The sequence below is a fragment of the Mucilaginibacter sp. BGA-UO-ETr-C110 genome (assembly GCF_059567985.1).
Genome location: NZ_JCAQPB010000002.1, coordinates 3119162 through 3136340, shown reverse-complemented (window position 1 = coordinate 3136340; position 17179 = coordinate 3119162). Strand labels below are relative to the sequence as shown.

Annotated in this window: 12 protein-coding genes; 6 read left to right on the top strand and 6 right to left on the bottom strand. The window is 40.9% G+C overall.

Features of this window, described 5'->3' with window-relative positions:
* Positions 1–126 precede the first annotated feature (126 nt).
* From AC57BQ_RS13810 to AC57BQ_RS13790, 5 genes are all read left to right on the top strand, one after another.
* Positions 127–3183: a SusC/RagA family TonB-linked outer membrane protein gene (locus tag AC57BQ_RS13810; RefSeq protein ID WP_496406832.1), complete on the top strand. Its 3057-nt coding sequence runs from the start codon at positions 127–129 to the stop codon at positions 3181–3183.
* 10 nt (positions 3184–3193) lie between these two features.
* Positions 3194–4828 carry a RagB/SusD family nutrient uptake outer membrane protein gene (locus AC57BQ_RS13805; RefSeq protein ID WP_496406831.1) on the top strand — a complete coding sequence of 545 codons (1635 nt, stop codon included), beginning with the start codon at positions 3194–3196 and terminating at the stop codon, positions 4826–4828.
* Between the two features lie 149 nt (positions 4829–4977).
* Positions 4978–6537, top strand: coding sequence for a beta-N-acetylhexosaminidase (locus tag AC57BQ_RS13800; RefSeq protein WP_496406830.1), 1560 nt, complete (start codon positions 4978–4980; stop codon positions 6535–6537).
* Complete coding sequence (locus AC57BQ_RS13795) at positions 6534–7181, top strand: carbohydrate-binding family 9-like protein (protein ID WP_496406829.1); 648 nt, start codon at positions 6534–6536, stop codon at positions 7179–7181. The genes AC57BQ_RS13800 and AC57BQ_RS13795 overlap by 4 nt, the downstream gene beginning before the upstream one ends.
* A gap of 1 nt (position 7182) precedes the next feature.
* Entirely contained in the window at positions 7183–8769 is a 1587-nt protein-coding gene (locus AC57BQ_RS13790; RefSeq protein WP_496406828.1) for a beta-N-acetylhexosaminidase, read from the top strand.
* A 7-nt stretch (positions 8770–8776) separates the two neighbouring features.
* On the opposite strand, the gene AC57BQ_RS13785 is transcribed toward AC57BQ_RS13790, so the two are convergent.
* Entirely contained in the window at positions 8777–9841 is a 1065-nt protein-coding gene (locus tag AC57BQ_RS13785; protein ID WP_496406827.1) for a substrate-binding domain-containing protein, read from the bottom strand.
* 205 nt (positions 9842–10046) lie between these two features.
* Positions 10047–10835 carry a glycoside hydrolase family 16 protein gene (locus AC57BQ_RS13780; RefSeq protein ID WP_496406826.1) on the bottom strand — a complete coding sequence of 263 codons (789 nt, stop codon included), beginning with the start codon at positions 10833–10835 and terminating at the stop codon, positions 10047–10049.
* Between the two features lie 173 nt (positions 10836–11008).
* Between AC57BQ_RS13780 and AC57BQ_RS13775 the strand changes: the two genes are divergently transcribed.
* Positions 11009–12172, top strand: coding sequence for an acyltransferase family protein (locus AC57BQ_RS13775; RefSeq protein ID WP_496406825.1), 1164 nt, complete (start codon positions 11009–11011; stop codon positions 12170–12172).
* 58 nt (positions 12173–12230) lie between these two features.
* On the opposite strand, the gene AC57BQ_RS13770 is transcribed toward AC57BQ_RS13775, so the two are convergent.
* The 4 genes from AC57BQ_RS13770 to AC57BQ_RS13755 form a co-directional block, all read right to left on the bottom strand.
* The gene (locus tag AC57BQ_RS13770; protein ID WP_496406824.1) at positions 12231–13565 is read right to left on the bottom strand and encodes a HupE/UreJ family protein; all 1335 of its coding nucleotides are present in this window, start codon (positions 13563–13565) and stop codon (positions 12231–12233) included.
* A 17-nt stretch (positions 13566–13582) separates the two neighbouring features.
* Complete coding sequence (locus tag AC57BQ_RS13765) at positions 13583–14989, bottom strand: DUF3500 domain-containing protein (RefSeq protein WP_496406823.1); 1407 nt, start codon at positions 14987–14989, stop codon at positions 13583–13585.
* Between the two features lie 227 nt (positions 14990–15216).
* On the bottom strand, positions 15217–15918 hold the full coding sequence (locus AC57BQ_RS13760) for a LytR/AlgR family response regulator transcription factor (protein ID WP_496406822.1): 702 nt from the start codon (positions 15916–15918) through the stop codon (positions 15217–15219).
* Positions 15915–17063, bottom strand: coding sequence for a sensor histidine kinase (locus AC57BQ_RS13755; RefSeq protein ID WP_496406821.1), 1149 nt, complete (start codon positions 17061–17063; stop codon positions 15915–15917). The genes AC57BQ_RS13760 and AC57BQ_RS13755 overlap by 4 nt, the downstream gene beginning before the upstream one ends.
* Positions 17064–17179: the final 116 nt, after the last annotated feature.

Sequence of the window (17179 nt, the reverse complement as noted above, 5' to 3'; positions counted from 1 at the left end):
CGCCTTTAACTAAGGCGATCCTTTACAAGAAAATAAGGGAACGTGATCAACGGATGAGACTGCAGGTTTTAATCAGCATGTAAAGGAAAATTAATATCCTAATAAATTAACCTAATCAATTAAGCTATGATCAAACAACGACCTCCCAGTACTTTTTCTTTAATTGAGTTTAAGCGACTGCCTAAACCAGTAAAGCCAACAACAACTACTTTTTGTTGTTATGGATTTTCCTTCAGAGGGGTACTCAAAACCCTGATTCTAATGCTGACCGTTTTTATAAGCTCCCAGGCTTTCGCGCAGCACAAAACGCTCACAGGAAAGCTAACCGATAATGTGACTAAAGAGGCGGTGGTTGGTGCTTCGGTAAAAGTAAAAAATGCTTCGACCGGTACAATTTCTGATGCGCAGGGTATGTTCAAGATCGATGTCTCCAATGACGCTATTCTTGAGATTAGCAGTATTGGATACAAGCCCGTAGAAGTAAGGGCCAATTTTGACCAGATGATGCAGATCAGCATGACTTCGGTTAATAGAGCCCTCAGCGAGGTTGTAGTTGTTGGTTATGGTACCGCCAAACGGTCTGATGTAACAGGTTCAGTTTCATCACTCCCCAAAGACAGATTATCGCAACTCCCTGTTGGTGATGTATTGCAAGCCATGCAAGGGGCCGTTGCCGGTGTAAATATATCCACAGGTACCGCTGTTCCTGGTGAGTCACCTTCGGTACTGGTTCGTGGGGTTAATACCATCAACGGACAAACAGCACCCCTGATCGTGATTGATGGCATCCCCTTTGAAAATGGTTCACTGAGCGATATCAGTACCTCTGATGTTGCTTCTGTAGATGTTTTAAAAGATGTATCGGCTACCGCAATTTATGGTACCAGGGGTGCAAATGGTGTTATATTGATCACTACCAAGCGTGGCAAGACGGGTAAGGCCGCTATCAATTTTAATACCTATGCAGGCTTTGAAAACTTTGCACATACCTTAAAACCAATGGGGCCAGCGGAGTACGTTAAAAAGTATGCCGACTGGAAAGAACAAGCCGGCGTAACTAATGATTTTGTTGTGCCCAACCTGTATGAGCAACAGAATTATGCGGCAGGTATAACCACCGATTGGTTGAAAGAGATCCAGCAGCAGGGATTTATCCAGGATCATACCCTGAGTATATCGGGCGGTAACGAAGATGTTAAATATTACGTTTCCGGAGATTATTTTAGCGAGAAGGGGGTGCTATTAGGCTATCAGAATAAGCGGGCCAGTATCCGGTCAAATATTGATGCCAAAATAACCAGTTATTTAAGCGCTGGTGTAAACCTTAACCTGGTTAGCAATAACTCTGACGGAGGAAGGGCCAGCTTAACACTGGCATCTGATGTAAGCCCTTACGGAAGATTTAAAAACCCGGATGGTACTTATGCTATTTTTCCCATGCAGGGAGAGCAAGCCATTCAGAGCCCTATGTTAGGCACGCTTAACAACAGGAATGACAGGCGCCAGAATGTTATAACCAATGTTTACGTTGAATTAAAGCCGTTTAAAGATTTCAAATATCGTGTTAACGCTGGTTACACCTATACACCCACGCTGTTTCAGAATTACCAAGGAAGGCTTGCCGGTGATATTGCAGGAGGTACCGCAGCAGTAGTGAACAGCGAAAGCAAAAAATGGATAGTTGAAAATATATTGTCATACGAGAAAAACTGGAATAAAAATCACATCGATTTTACAGGATTATACAGTGCCCAGGAAAATAAATTGTACTCATCTACAATAAACGCTTCGGGTTTTATTAATGACGCGTTACAGTTTAATAATCTGCAAGGGGCTAATACCATATCGGCATCGTCAGAAGCTATTACCACTCAAATGGTTTCGCAAATGTTGCGGGTTAATTATAATTACGATAGCAAGTACTTATTTACCGCTACAGCAAGACGGGATGGCTATTCCGCATTTGGCGCTAACACCAGCAAATATGGTTTGTTCCCATCGGTTGCTCTTGGCTGGAATATCAGTAATGAAAGCTTTATGAAAAACGTAAGTTTTATCAATAACCTGAAACTACGTGGTTCTTACGGCTTATCCGGCAATCAGTCGGCAGTCGACCCTACATCTACCATCTCCACATTCACAACCATTTCCATTCCGTCTAATGGCCATCCAACAACTGGTGTAATTGCCGACATCCTGGGCAATAAAGATCTGAAGTGGGAAAGTACCTACGGCAGCAATATAGGTATCGACTTCACCATTCTGAATAACAGGATTACCGGTACAATTGAAACTTACAATACCCGGACCAAAAATCTGGTCTTATATCGGGCCTTACCCTCTGCAACTGGTTACTCGCAGGTAGTTACTAACGTTGGTAAGGTCTCCAATCAGGGACTGGAAATATCGCTTAGAACGCAGAATATTATTGGTAATAATTTAAAATGGGAAACCAATTTGAATTTTTCTACCAATAGCAATAAGATAGTTGATCTGTATGGCGATAAGAAAGACGATATAGGGAACCGTTTTTTTATAGGGCACCCGGTTAATATTGTTTATGACTATAAATTGCAAGGGGTATGGAAGGTTGGGGAAAATCCGGCAAACCAGGACCCGAACGCTACGCCCGGCGACCTGAAATTTGCCGACCTTGATGGAAGTAAAACGATTACCTCGGATGGTAAAGATCAGACCATCATCGGGCAGGAAATTCCAAAATGGACCGGTGGGATAACCAATACCTTTCATTATAAAAACTTCCACCTCAATATCTTTATCCAAACGGTTCAGGGGGTTACAAAAAACAATGATGCGATCAATTTTAAGGATTTTGGCGGAAGGCAAAATCTACCCAGTGGCTTAGGTTACTGGACTGCCACAAATCAAAGCGATACCAGGCCTAAGCTTACTTATGTTAACTATTTGAATTACGGTTATCCCGAAGATGCAAGTTATACCCGGATAAAAGATGTGACCTTAAGTTACAGTATGCCCAAAGCATTGCTCGACAAATTGAAACTTGGCGGCCTTACGGTTTACCTGAGTGGAAGAAACCTGGCAACATTTACCAAATGGTATGGCTGGGATCCTGAAGTGGGCTATGGCATTACCGGTAATACGGAAGGTAACTATCCATTGGTTCGTACATTTATTTTAGGCGCTAACATCACACTCCGTTAATTAAGATCAAATGAAAAATCATAAAATATTATTAGCAATTGTCGCAGCAACAATTTGTATGCTGACGGCATGCAAAAAAGATTTTCTCAAAGAGAATGTCTACTCAAAGTTCACTCCCGAGGCTTTAAACGATTCTCTTGCATTTGAAGCTGGTATTGTAGGTTTACAAAGCCAGTACTCGCTCTGGAATACCATGAATGAGGATAATAATGGTAACCAGGGATTTTTATGCGTATGGCAAATGGGGACCGATGTTGCCTATAATAAGGCCCCTGACGACCTGGACCCCGTATCAATTCCTTATACAAATTACGAAAAGTTAAATTCGGCTAACGGTGCTGCCGCATTTGTCTGGAAATGGGCCTATAATATCATCAATAATTCCAACGTGGTTATTGCTAATATTGATAATCCTGCCGTAAAACTGGGCGCAAACTTCAGAAACAAGATCAAAGCACAGTCCATGTTTTACAGAGCATTGGCTTATAATTACCTGGTTACATTATATGGGGGCGTGCCCTTAATTACCAAGCCTTTAACCGCACCTAAAACTGATTTTGTTCGCGCACCGATAAAGGACATTAATGATTTGATTGTAGCTGATCTTACTTTTGCCAAAGTAAATGCACCTGCTATCGACCAGTTGGTAGCACAATCGCTGCCTAACAAGTCCATGGCCTCCCAGTTACTCGCTGAGGCATATTTAAGAATTGGCGGTAAAGATGCTGAAGCAGAGGCAGAATGTAATACCATTATTAACAGTGGCGATTTTAGCCTGATAACCGAGCGTTACGGCGTTAAGGCATCCCAGCCAGGAGATTCTTTTGCAGATATGTTCATATACGGCAATCAAAGAAGAAGTCAGGGTAATAAAGAGGCCATCTGGGTGGAGGAGACAGAAAACCCGGCATCGGTACCAAATGGAGCTGGGCCGGATCTACAGTCTAAATTCCCCGGTTACCGGTTTTTGGGATCCCAGCATCGCAGGGTTTGGGGCAGCAGGTATTACAATACACCGGGCATGCTTTTATGCGATACCTTAGGAGGAAGAGGTATCAGTAGAATGGCCTTAACCTATTTTGTTTTAAACCTGTACGGAGCAAATGATATGCGTAATTCAAAATATAACCTGCGCAGAAAATATTATTACAATGACCCCTCTTCGCCCAATTATGGTCAGCTTGTAACCGGGCCGGGAATTGATACCAACAGGAATATTGTTCCCAAAACCAATAAATGGGATCAGTTTGACCCGAATGATACCTTCGGTAGCAGTATGATCAAGGATTTTATCATTATGCGCTTAGGTGAAACCTATTTACTAAAAGCCGAGGCCCAGTTTAAACAAGGCAATAAAGGTGGCGCTGCAGAAACTATTAATGTATTGAGGGCAAGGGCAAAGGCTGCTACCGTAAATGCAGGGATGATAACGATGGATTTTATCCTGGATGAAAGGGCGAGAGAGCTGATCGCCGAAGAAAATCGTCGGATGACCTTAATGCGCACCGGTACATTGCTGCAAAGGGTTACAGGCAGGGGACTAAAGATCACCGGGATTTCATCAAGAAACCTGCTTTTGCCTATTCCTCAGTCTGAAATTGATCTGAACAAAGACGCTAAATTAGAGCAAAACCCCGGCTATTAATTTATCGGAATTACAATATGATCTGTAAAGGTTAAATTTTTTATCGAACGCCGTTTAGGTAAAACAAACTGCAAATAAATGCTTATTATTGTCATTCGTGTGCGTACACGAATGACAATAATATAGTAAGCAAAATATCTTAAAAGTTTATGAAAGCTTATTTACAAAATAGATTATGGCTAATGCTATTGCTTATAGGACTAAGCCTGTCTGCATCGGCAGTAAACTCACAGCCAGCTGATTCAATTGCTATAAAAGGTTTTCACCTGGATATGCGGATACAGGTGATGAAGCTGCCAGCTTTAAAAAAGTTTGTTCTTAATTTAAGCACAAAAGGGATCAATACCATTATCATGGAATGGGAGGGTAGCTACCCATTTGTAAAGGAACCGTTGATCGCAAACAGGTATGCTTATTCCAGGCAGGAGGTAGCTGAATTTATTGGCTATTGTAAATCACTTCATATACAGGTTATTCCACTGCAACAAAGCTTTGGCCATGTGGAGTATATTTTAAGAAACTATAAATACGCCGCTTTGAGGGAAGACCAGAAAGATTTTAGCCAGGTTTGCCCGAGCGAGCCCGAGTTAAATAAAAAATTGTTTACAGCACTTTATACCGATCTTGTTTCAACCCATAATTCGCCCTATATACACATTGGCGGTGACGAAACTTATTTATTAGGGCATTGCGAAAAGTGTAAGAAAAGGGCTGCTGAGATAGGACTGTCCAGATTATATTTCGATCACATTAAAATGTTATGTGATATTGTGGTTGGCTTGGGCAAAAGGCCAATAGTGTGGGCCGACATTGCTTTGAAATACCCCGACTATATCAACTTACTTCCCAAAGAAACCATTTTTATTGATTGGAATTATGGCTGGGATGTAAACCGCTTCGGCGATCATTCCAAATTGTTAAAATCCGGGTATGAAATATGGGGATCGCCGGCAATAAGGAGCTATCCGGATAATTATTTTTTGACTGATTGGCAAAAGCATTTTAATAACATCAGGGATTTTATTCCCTTATCAAGAAAGTTGGGGTACAAAGGTATCGTGATGACCTCATGGTCAACCTCCGGTGTTTACTCTTCCTTGTTTGAATCTGAGGATGAACTTATCGATTTGTACGCCATTCGGCATGTATACCCCCTAAGCGGTTTTAATATACTGGTTGATTACTATTTGAAGACATTAAATGATAATGGAAAACGGAGTAATGATCAGTTTATCGAAAGCTATTGTAACAGCCATTATGGCTTTGATTCCCCGAAATCAAAACTGTTTACAAAAGCTCTTTTTTCTGCTCCATTCAATGTTGTTCATGGGAAGGTGATAGCCTTTAAAGAAATTACAGTTGGACAATTGTTAGATAGCGCCACCGAAGTTCTGAGAGCGCTCAAATCACTTCAGCCTGTAAAAGGTGTGCAAGAATTCAGGCACTATCTTTTAATGGCTGATATAAGGGTATATTATCTTACCTATATGAAGGTCGAAGCTGAAATAAACTCCACGGATTTTTCGGGTGATAAAATACCGTTGTATATTCTTCAACTCAAAAAACTTTTATCTAACGAGCAAAGGCTTAACGATGAATTTACTGCGCTTAACAAGGATTTTCTTTATCAATCGGCTATAGACGAAGAAAACCTTTTAAGAAATCAGAAGATCCATGTTTTATATGATCGTTTAGCAAAACAAAAATGAAATTTTTAAATATACCTTTCGTTTCGCAGGAGGTGCATGCCCATGAAAAATCAACACTGCATACGATTGACTACGAACCATGGAACGCAGAGAAAACCATATCCTGCACTGCTGCCTTTTCTATCTCACATTTTGATGATGGTATCCACTTGAAATTTTCTGTAACAGAACAGTTTCTCCGGGTAAGAACACGGAAGCTCAATGGGGAAGTACACAGGGATAATTGCGTGGAATTTTTTATAGCTTTTGAGCATGATACCAGTTACTATAATTTTGAATTTAACTGTTTAGGCTCGGTTAAGGGAGCTTACGGAAAAAGCAGGGTACATCGTAAATTTTTACCATCGCAGCTTCTAAAAACGGTGGAGGATAGTATCTGTATCTCCATGGATAATATTTCAAAAGATAGATCAATCAAATGGGATATCTCTATCATATTGCCTGTAGCGGTATTTTGTTATCACGATAAAGTATCATTAAGCGGAGAAGCCTGTTCTGTCAATTTCGCGAAATGTGGTGATAGTCTGCCCCAGCCACATTTTTTAAGCTGGGTTGAAATTGTTTCCGAGAAACCCGATTTTCATCAGCCCGCAGCTTTTGGCAGGGTGAAATTCGAACCAAAACCTATTTTAACACTTGCCTAGTATGAAAAGAGCCTTTTTGATCTTCCTCATAATAACCTTACCTGTTTTTTTATATGCGCAGGATTTAAACCTGATACCCTATCCCCAACAAGTAAAATTGCTCAAATATAACTTGCCTTTGGCAAAACACTGCCGGTTTTACACCAATAATGGCCGGTTCAATTATGCGGTAGATTATTTAAACGAGGAGCTGGCTTTTCAGGATAAACGGGCGAAGGGGCCTTTACAGAAAATACTCATTAACAGGGATACAACCCGTGGAATTTCCGGCGCTTACACATTAAGTATTTCCGGCGGTGTAATAAGTATTAAGGCGCCAGACAGCGCTGGTGTATTTAATGGGATAGTTACTTTGCTGCAATTGTGCAGATCTGCAAAAACTGAGAGGGCGAAAATAATTTTACAGGGCGTTACGATCACCGATCAGCCCCGGTATCAATGGAGGGGATTTATGCTTGATGAATCAAGACATTTTTTCGGGAAAGAGGTTGTAAAGAAAATATTAAAGTGGATGGCTTTTTATAAGCTGAACCGTTTTCACTGGCATTTGACAGATGCGCAGGGCTGGAGACTTGAAGTAAAAAAATATCCTTTACTCACTACAACTGGAGGAATTGGCAATTTTACCGACTCGCTGGCATCCACAAAGTATTATACACAAGATGATATAAAGGAAATTGTCAATTTTGCTAAACAGCGTAACATCGAAATTGTACCTGAAATTGATATGCCCGGCCATGCAACCGCCGCAAACCATGCTTATCCTATATATTCCGGAGGTACAACGCCCGGATTTGAAAACTTTACGTTTAATCCGGGCAAAGAGATCACCTATAGTTTCATTAGCAATATTCTAAAAGAAGTTAAAGAAGTCTTCCCCGGAAATATGATCCATATAGGTGGCGACGAGGTTACGCTTGGTATAAAGGCTTGGGAGAATAACCCGGATGTTAAAAAGCTGATGAATGGAAAGGGGTTTACCGATTATAAACAAGCGGAATTTTATTTTCTAAAAAGGATAGCCGATACCGTCCAAAAACTTAATTGTACAGTGATGTGCTGGGATGAAGCTGTGGCTGCTGGTTTACCAACTAACCGTGTTGTGATCAATTGGTGGCGCCAGGATAAGCCGGCTGTTCTTACTGAAGCACTTCGTGATGGGTATAAAGTGATCCTTTGCCCAAGATTACCCATGTATTTTGATTTTGTTCAGGATAGTACGCATAGGTCTGGCAGAAAATGGGCTAAGCTTTACAACTCCTATACAAATGTTTATCATTTTCCCGAAAACTCGCTTTCGGATACAATTTATAGCCACGGGAACATCATTGGGGTACAGGCTAACTTATGGACAGAGACTGTTGTCTCAGAGAAAAGACTGGATTATTTATTGTTCCCTCGTTTAGCAGCACTGGCTGAATCAGGCTGGACTAATATATCAATGAAAGATGATCGCTTATTTAACGAAAGGCTTCGGATGCATCTTAATTATTATATAAAGGCAGGTATATATTATTATGACCCTTTTAACCCGGGTTATCATAAAGAACCGGTTGATAAAAAAGCAAAACAGGAAATACAGGATTAAGGCTTGATCAACTATTATAAAATTGATAGTTTTCCTTAGTGATGATATCGATGGGCATATAAACGGATTTTTCGACTTCGCTGATCTTAAAAAGATATTTGTAGAGTGCCATGATGCCCAAATATCCCTGTTCTTTAGGACGTTGGCAGATCAGGAAGGTAATTTGTTCGCTTAAAAGGTAATTGATGTTTTTCTTTAAAAAGTCATAACCAATCAGCAAAATATCCTTTTTGTTATGCTTCTCTAATATCTTGGCCACAATATTTACCCTGGAGTTGGTAACAAAAATTGCTTTGATGGCGGTGTTGGTGGATAAAGCGCCTAACAATGATTTCTCTACTGCTACAAGCTTAGTTTCATTAATATTAAGTGTTAATAACTCGTTCGTTTTGCCGGCGTCATCAAAAAACTTCTTAAAACCTTGTTCTTTCCGCAATAAATGGTGATCATTTTCCAGATCTGTGGATATGTTAACGGTCAATACTTTGTCCGATTTTTGAATGGCGAAACTGATAAGCTGAGCGGCAAGTTTGCCGCTTTGATAAAGCTCGGGGCCAATATAGGTCAGGTTATCCTGATTGGGCAAATCAGAGTTTATAAACGCGAGGGGCAAGCCAAGCTCCTGGATTTTTTTCACCAATATTATCGACTCTTCCACAAAAGATGGCGCTAACAAGATGGCGTGTGGTTCGCTATTTAATAGCTCATCGGCCGCTGTGTTGAAGCTGTTTTTTGAGTCGAGATCATAAAAATAATATTTAACGCTTACGCCAAATTGCTTTATTTCGGCTGCTGCCTGTTTTATTCCGTTCAAAGGGTAGCTCCAATAATCAGTTTCGTTGGAAACCGCGGGTATTAAAATGGCAAAGGTTAATATTTTTCTGGAGGCCAGCAGGCTGGCCATCTTGTTTGGCTGAAAATTTAGTTCCTCAATAATGGCATTTATTTTCTGCTTGGTATTTTCAGAGACCCCTTTTCGATTATGAATTACCCGGTCAACGGTACCGATGGATACGTTTGCCCTACGGGCTATTTCTTTAACGCCTGTTAACTCAGTTTCTGTCTTCTTCATGTATATACGAACCAAATATAATACATTTTAATAACCATTTTTAAATGGCAAAAGTTCATTAATGTAACATTGATAAGACGTTTAAAAACTGCTGAAATGGTTTAAAATAGTTGGCAAAAAAATATGGTGAAGGATTTTGTCCTTCACCATACTACGTTGAATATTAACTATATAAATTGCTTATCTTATCATTAGGTTTTAAAATTTATAACGGAGTGAATTTAAAATCGTGGATGATGATCTCTACATTTTGTCCGTTTGATGGCGCAACGCCATGAAATAGCCATAAGTTCATCATTACAGGCATTGATAGTGTGCTGATTGATTGTGGCGGGCTGGTCCAGGTTTTGCTGGCATATAAGTTTGTATCATTATCATAAAAACCAGCTAAACTTTTGAAAGTTACAGCACTGCTTGATCTTTTAAATCTTTGGGTTGTGTAAGTGCCGCTCAAAGTAACAGGGTAGGTAACTTCAACAGTATCAAGGGTGCTTCCGGTTTCTGGATATAAGGTATAATTGAGCACCCGGTTATTTGATGCAACTCCCCATTTTGAATACTCTATATCCATTTCATCAAAGTTCTCATTTCCAGAGTAGTTAAACAGACCAAAAACAACGTTTTTGTCAAGGGTGCTGATGGGGCCCTCTACCTTCCATTGATAAGTGCCATAGCCAAGGCTCGAAAGCATGGTAACCTCACCGCATTCCCATTTACCTGTAGTAGTGTTTTTCTTTATTTTTAAATGCAGAAAACCACTGGCGTCTACATAGGCGCTCCCGGCAGAGAAAACATTTGGTCCTGGTCCCTGGCCACTCGGGTTAGTTGTTACCTCCCAGGTATACCCCGCAAACGAAAGGGTTGAAGCTGTTTTGAGTTTACTAACAGCATCGCTGCCGGTTGTTGTTTTAGTTGTATCTGACAGTTTTCCGTCAGATTTTTTACACGCTACGAATGATAGCGCGAACAGCAAAAGATAGATTATTTTTTTCATGATTTCAATAAGTTGTTGTTTAAAAAATGGTTAGCAGAAGGATAAGATTAAGAAATAAAAATAATTAACGTGTACGTACACGAATATATAATTATTATTCCTATTTTGCAATAGAATTTAAATATGATTGTTTATTAATTGCATTGTTTATTAGATAGTTATAAAAAATACAAATGGAAAAAATGCACTCTGGGACTGCTGATCCGGGACAGGATATTGTTGCGGAAAAAAAACGGCTTTTGTCGCTTGATTTTTTCAGGGGACTGACAATTACAGCCATGATCCTGGTGAACACGCCGGGCGACGGTGATCACGTTTATGCTCCGCTGGAGCACTCTAAGTGGAATGGCTGTACGCCTACCGACCTGGTTTTTCCTTTCTTTTTATTTATGGTGGGCGTATCAATAGTTTACGCCCTGGAAAGTAAAAAGGCCGATCGTGAAAATCACAGAACGATAATTTTTAATGCACTCAGGCGGATGCTGATTCTAATAGGGATTGGTCTTTCGATATTTCTATTCTACCGTCCCGATTTTGCGCACCTGCGTTTTCCAGGGGTATTGCAACGCATAGGTGTTGTTTATTTTTTATCAACCTTATTATATCTAAAAACAAATGAACGTACCCGCGACTGGCTTCTGGCTGTAATTTTAGTGAGTTATTATCTTGTGTTGAACTATATACCTGTTCCAGACGGACATCCACCCAATCTGATTCCTGAATTTAATCTGGCTGCCTGGGTAGATCGGGCTGTGTTTTCTACTAACCATATGTATAGATTTACCAAACAGTGGGACCCTGTTGGTCTCCTGAGCACCTGGCCGGCTATCGGAACAACGCTTTTGGGAATCAGGGTAGGAGCCATATTAAAAAAGACGGGACAGGATGTTAAAAAAAAGTGTATCCGCTTGTTTTTAATAGGGATCGCTGCTATCGTATTGGGACTGATCACAGACTCGTTTTTCCCCATCAATAAATCATTATGGACAAGCTCTTATGTGTTGTATTCAGGAGGGATATGTACGCTCGGACTTACATTGGCATTTTGGATCATAGATGTTAAGGGGTATCAAAAGTACGCCTGGATTTGCTCGGTTTTTGGGATAAATGCCATAACTGCGTATGTTTTATCGGAGATTATGCCGGGACTTATTAACTTTTTGCGGATACCATATAACGGGCATTCGATAAGTGGTATGAAATATTTTTATAAGATTGTATTTCTACCAATTTTTTCGCCGGAGAATGCATCCTTATTTTCAGCCTGTATATTCGTGATCCTGATCTGGCTTATAATGTATATTTTATATAGAAAGAAGATTGTAATAAAAATTTAGGCAATAGTCATCTGCCGGCGTTTTGGTTATGAAGCATGAAAATTCTACAACAGGTATTTCATTGTAGACGAGGAACGCGCCTTTTTAATAGTACACTCACCAACGCCAAAACTGCCAATATCAGGATCGCCCACCGGGCTTGCTCTGCCGCCTTATTTACAAAAGCAGAAACAAAATTAGGTGTTTGAGTAGCACGTTCCAGGATCCAGGCGATGGCAATTATACCGGAGATAGCGGCGCCACCAACGCGGACATACTTGTAGACTGGTGTTTGGCTCAGTAAAATTAACCAGGGAATAGTAATTAATACAACAAAAAGCTGCATGATCTCGATCCCTAAATTAAAGCCTAAAATACTTAGCGCCATAGTACCTGCACTCAATTTAAGGTTAGCTAATATGGATGCAAATGCCAGGCCATGTATTAAGCCAAAGCCAGCCGCTACATACATCTCTTTCCCTGGAAAAATTGGCTTTATGGCATGAATTGCAGAAACTAAAATGGAAAATGCGATCAATATTTCTACCGGTTGTGCAGGCAATCTTAACCAGCCTAAAGCACCAATCAGCAGGGTAATGGAATGCCCAATTGTAAACGAAGTAATAATTTTCAATAATCTCAGGATACTATATTTTGTGCCGCCAAATTTTCCCCATTGCCTGCCATTTGTCAAAAGCGCGGCGGGTAATAGCAGCACAATTAAAAACAGTAAATGGTCAGTACCTTCTTTGATATGCTGCATGCCTAAAGCAAGCATACTTTTGAAACCTTTAAACCAGCTCCCTTGCTGCAAATTTATTTCCAAAGGATATATCACATTATCTTTGGTATTCCAGCTGATGACCATTGCGTCTGCCGAAGATGTATTTAAATTTCCGGCCTCCCAGTCGCTGCGGATGGAAACAAGGGCCGCATGGTTAATAACCTGGTGCATAATTACATCATAATCGAGCATGAACTTCCGGGTACTTTCGCCCGGCTGCGGTATGATAACAACATTGGCAACTACTTCCCAATAGTCCATACCATTCTCGATATATTTTCCTTTGTCCATCCTCAAAGCTTCTATTTCAACATCCCATGGGGCGGTCTTTTTCGAATACGCGTGTATGTGCGCTTTAAGGTATTCTTTTAACTGCGGTCCGAACTTTTCAATAAGTGTTTCCGGGTTTTTAGATATATTGTTGCCAAAAGCAAGCTCCAGTTCTGATAGCGGCATTTGGAGTTCCAATGCAACCCTGTTCGGACTTGCATCTAAAAAAACAAGCGTATTTGGTGTTTGATGTGCGCTGGAAATCGTTGGTTTTAATGCTGTAACAGCAAAAAAAGCTACAAAAATAAACAGCCGCCAACTGTTTTTATGGCGACTGTTTATCGAAAAAATGTTGTCCATAGTTTCTATTTATCTTTTTATAAACCTATATAATCACGGCTATGATCTCTCATAACGCTATGGTAGTGGATTCCTGATAGAACCACACCTGTTTGGCAAATAAACTCTATCCAAACACTTGGTCCATCAATCCTTACATAATCGGTATTAGTTGTTAAAAATGAACTGGCGGTACCGGCAACACCAGATGTATTGCTGGCATAACATACATAGGTATTTGCAAGTTCATTTTGATAAATGGTAGTGAAAGCAGCCGCGGAGGTGGCATCCAGATCATTAATCCATGGCATCATGGCTGCCAGCACTTTTGCCTGTGCGGCACTGCTTAATGTACTTACCTGGATTCCCTGTTTGGTGGTTGGGAATGTATTGGTGGTAGAGCCCGGAATCATCAGGCAGTCTGAAAAAGTGCTGGATATTTTTGCCGAGGCTAATTCGGTACTTGTGAAAGAACCCAGCATATTCTGCATAGCCGTATGTTCAGATTCCATTGGGCCGCTGTAAGTAGTTCCGCTTAAAGTAAATGAACCTTTGGGCTCTACTCCCTGGTGCAAAGGGGTGATACTGGTAACGCTGCCGGCGTCATAAGTGATATTTTGCGCGTAATGGTGCCCGCCGATCTGCAGCATCCATTTTCCTGTTGTACTTGGTGTACCCAAAAAAGCGATAACATAATTGCCTGAAGAATAGCCGGAAGCAGTTTGCCCCAGGTAATCATCGGCAGCCATAATCTGTGTAAATTCATCATAACCTTCCCCGGTTGTTGTTCCAAAAGCAGCTTGTGCAACAGCTTTTGCAGCGGCTAACTGTGTGCTGGTTAAACTGCTAAATGCCAACCCGTTTCTGCACGAAACTCCGCATGGTAAATTTGACCATCTTTTAGCATTGGTAAGATTTAATGTAAGTACAACAGATGCTTGTTGTGTGGTAGTAAGCGTTGCTAAAAAAGTATTGGCTAAGCATACTACTTTTGATGCAACAGTTGTTGAGGTAGAACAGCCTGTTGTTGTACTGGCATCATCTACAGTGACTGAAAAACTGCAGCTTTGCCCGCCGAAGGTAATTGCAAAAGAGGCGGTACCTGCTGATGTTGGTGTACCGGCAATTGCATAGGTAAGGTTACCCGCACCGCTGGCCAATGTACCCGCGGCTAAAGTTGCCGTTAATCCGGTAACCCCGGTTGAAGAAATAGCGGTACCTGCGGTATAAGTAGCACCGTTACCACCTGTATACGGTATGGTAGCGCTGCCGCTAAATACTGTATTAATAGTTGCTGTTGATGACACTACGGCCGAACCGCAAGTTAAAGCCGAAACTGAAGCGGTTGTAGTAGTTGTTGTTGTGTCGCTGCTCTTTTTACAAGCCACCAGGATGCAGACCGCTATGAGTAAGCCTACGCCGGATAAAAGTATTAACTTTTTCATTTTTTAATATTTTTTTAGTTTACTTATCCGAAAGTATCGCCCAATCTTTTCAGATGATAAATATTATCGATGAACAGGGCGGATGTGGTGATGAAAAGAGGGTAACCGGCAATATTTTATAAAAAATGTAGAATAAGGGGGCTCTATTAACGCTATATAGCTATAGCCGTTTCAGCAACAAACTGGTTTGGAAAATGTAGCATGAGTATGTTAGCACACATGAACGGCTAATTAACTAAGCTACGGATAGCTTCGTAATAAGCATTGCCCACCGGTAATTCAATGTTTGTCAATTGCACTTTACGATTTTGAAGGGATCTTATTTTATTTACCGGAACAATATAGCTGCGGTGAATACGATGAAATTTAGCACAAGGTAGCTTTTTCAATACCTCTTTTAAGGGCATTAACGTAAGAACAGGTTTATCATGAGTTAAGTGGATCCGTATATAGTTTTCCATGCTTTCGATATACTCGATGGTGTCCAGGGCGATCTTTACAAGCCGGTATTCAGAATGCACATACAGGCTTTCGTCTGTAGGAGTTAATTGCTCATTTGCCCGGTTCCTATATTGATAAAGGGCAACCGCTTTTTCTACCGCCTTTGTAAAGCGTTCAAATTCTATTGGTTTTTCAACAAAATCCAATGCCTCTAATTCAAAGCCCTCATAGGCATAGTTCCGGTAGGAGGTAGTGAAAATAACCATAGGTTTTACGGCCAGCGACCTTACCAGATCAATTCCGGAGATATCAGGCATATTGATATCCAAAAAGATCAGGTCAATCGTTGTGCTTTTTAAAAATTCGGCTCCTGAAATGGCGTCTTCGAATGTTCTGATGAGTTGCAGCGAGGGAAACCGGGATACATATTCGCCGATAAGTCGTAACGCTAAAGGCTCATCATCAATGGCTATACATTTGAGGGTCATGGCTGAGTTTGTAAGGTTAGCTGAACAATATACTCCTGGTTATCGTTGCTGATATTTAATAAATGCTTGCCGGTATATAAATGCGCTAAGCGTTTACGGGTATTTTTGATCCCTATCCCGGTGCCGTGGTGTTCGCTGTTATTTAAACCAAATATCCGGTTTTTACAATAAAAAGACAGGCTCGTTTCCCGGACGATCAATTTGATTTCGATAGTAGATGCCTCATGTTTACTAACGCCATATTTGAATACATTTTCAATAAAGGTCATCAGTAGCAAGGGCGCTATTTGTTTTTCATCTATATCACCATCTACCTTAAAATTAATAATGGTAAGGTTGCCTGTGCGTAAACGCTGCAGTTCGATATAACTTGTAATGCAATCAATCTCCCGCTGCAATGGTGCAAAATTTCCGGTTATGTCTTCTGTAACATAGCGCATAATTTTTGAAAGCCGCATAACGCTGTCAGCTGCATGATCATCCTTAGTTAAAACCAACGTATAGATATTGTTCATGGTATTGAACAAAAAGTGCGGATTGATCTGCGCTTTCAAAAAAGAGAGCTCTGCAGTTGCTTTGTCCGCTTCTGCCCGGGCCGCCCTTTGTTCCGTCAGCAGCCATTCCCGTATGGTTTTTATGGCGGCACTGAAAGCAACAAGCGTAAAAAAGATAAAAAAACTGGTGATATCCATCGGTTGTCCAAATGGCGATCTGCTTAAAGACCTATTGCGATAGGATGGCAAATTGGCGCCTTGCTCCGAAGGCCCTACGGGCTGATAATTTTCGGCGCCGGGCCCATCGAAAGGTGACCGGTTCCCAGGTCGCCGGCTATCGTCCTCTTTTTCCCTGATATGTAGCAAGCGGTCAAATGGCCGGATGCAATAAACACCGAAGAACAGGAAAAAAACAGCAATTCCATAAAAAATATGTTTTTTACGGAGCAGCAGCCGCGGAACAAAAAGGTAGGCGTTGATGTAAAAAACGACCATAAAAGTAAGTCCGAATAACCAATAGTCGGGGCTTTGCAAAAGGACAATATCACCGTCAAAGCTGCCGCCGCGATGCAGAAAGATGAGTGGGATGGCCATAAGTACTACCCAACCGGCGAAATGCAGGATGATTGAAATAGCTTTAATTCGTGACATGCGATAAAGTAACACAATTGGTTATGCAGGAAATAAAAGTATCGATGATTGACTTAAATGTATGGATGAAATGACAAATATACAATTTACACGGCGGGTAAATCCTGGTTGCCACT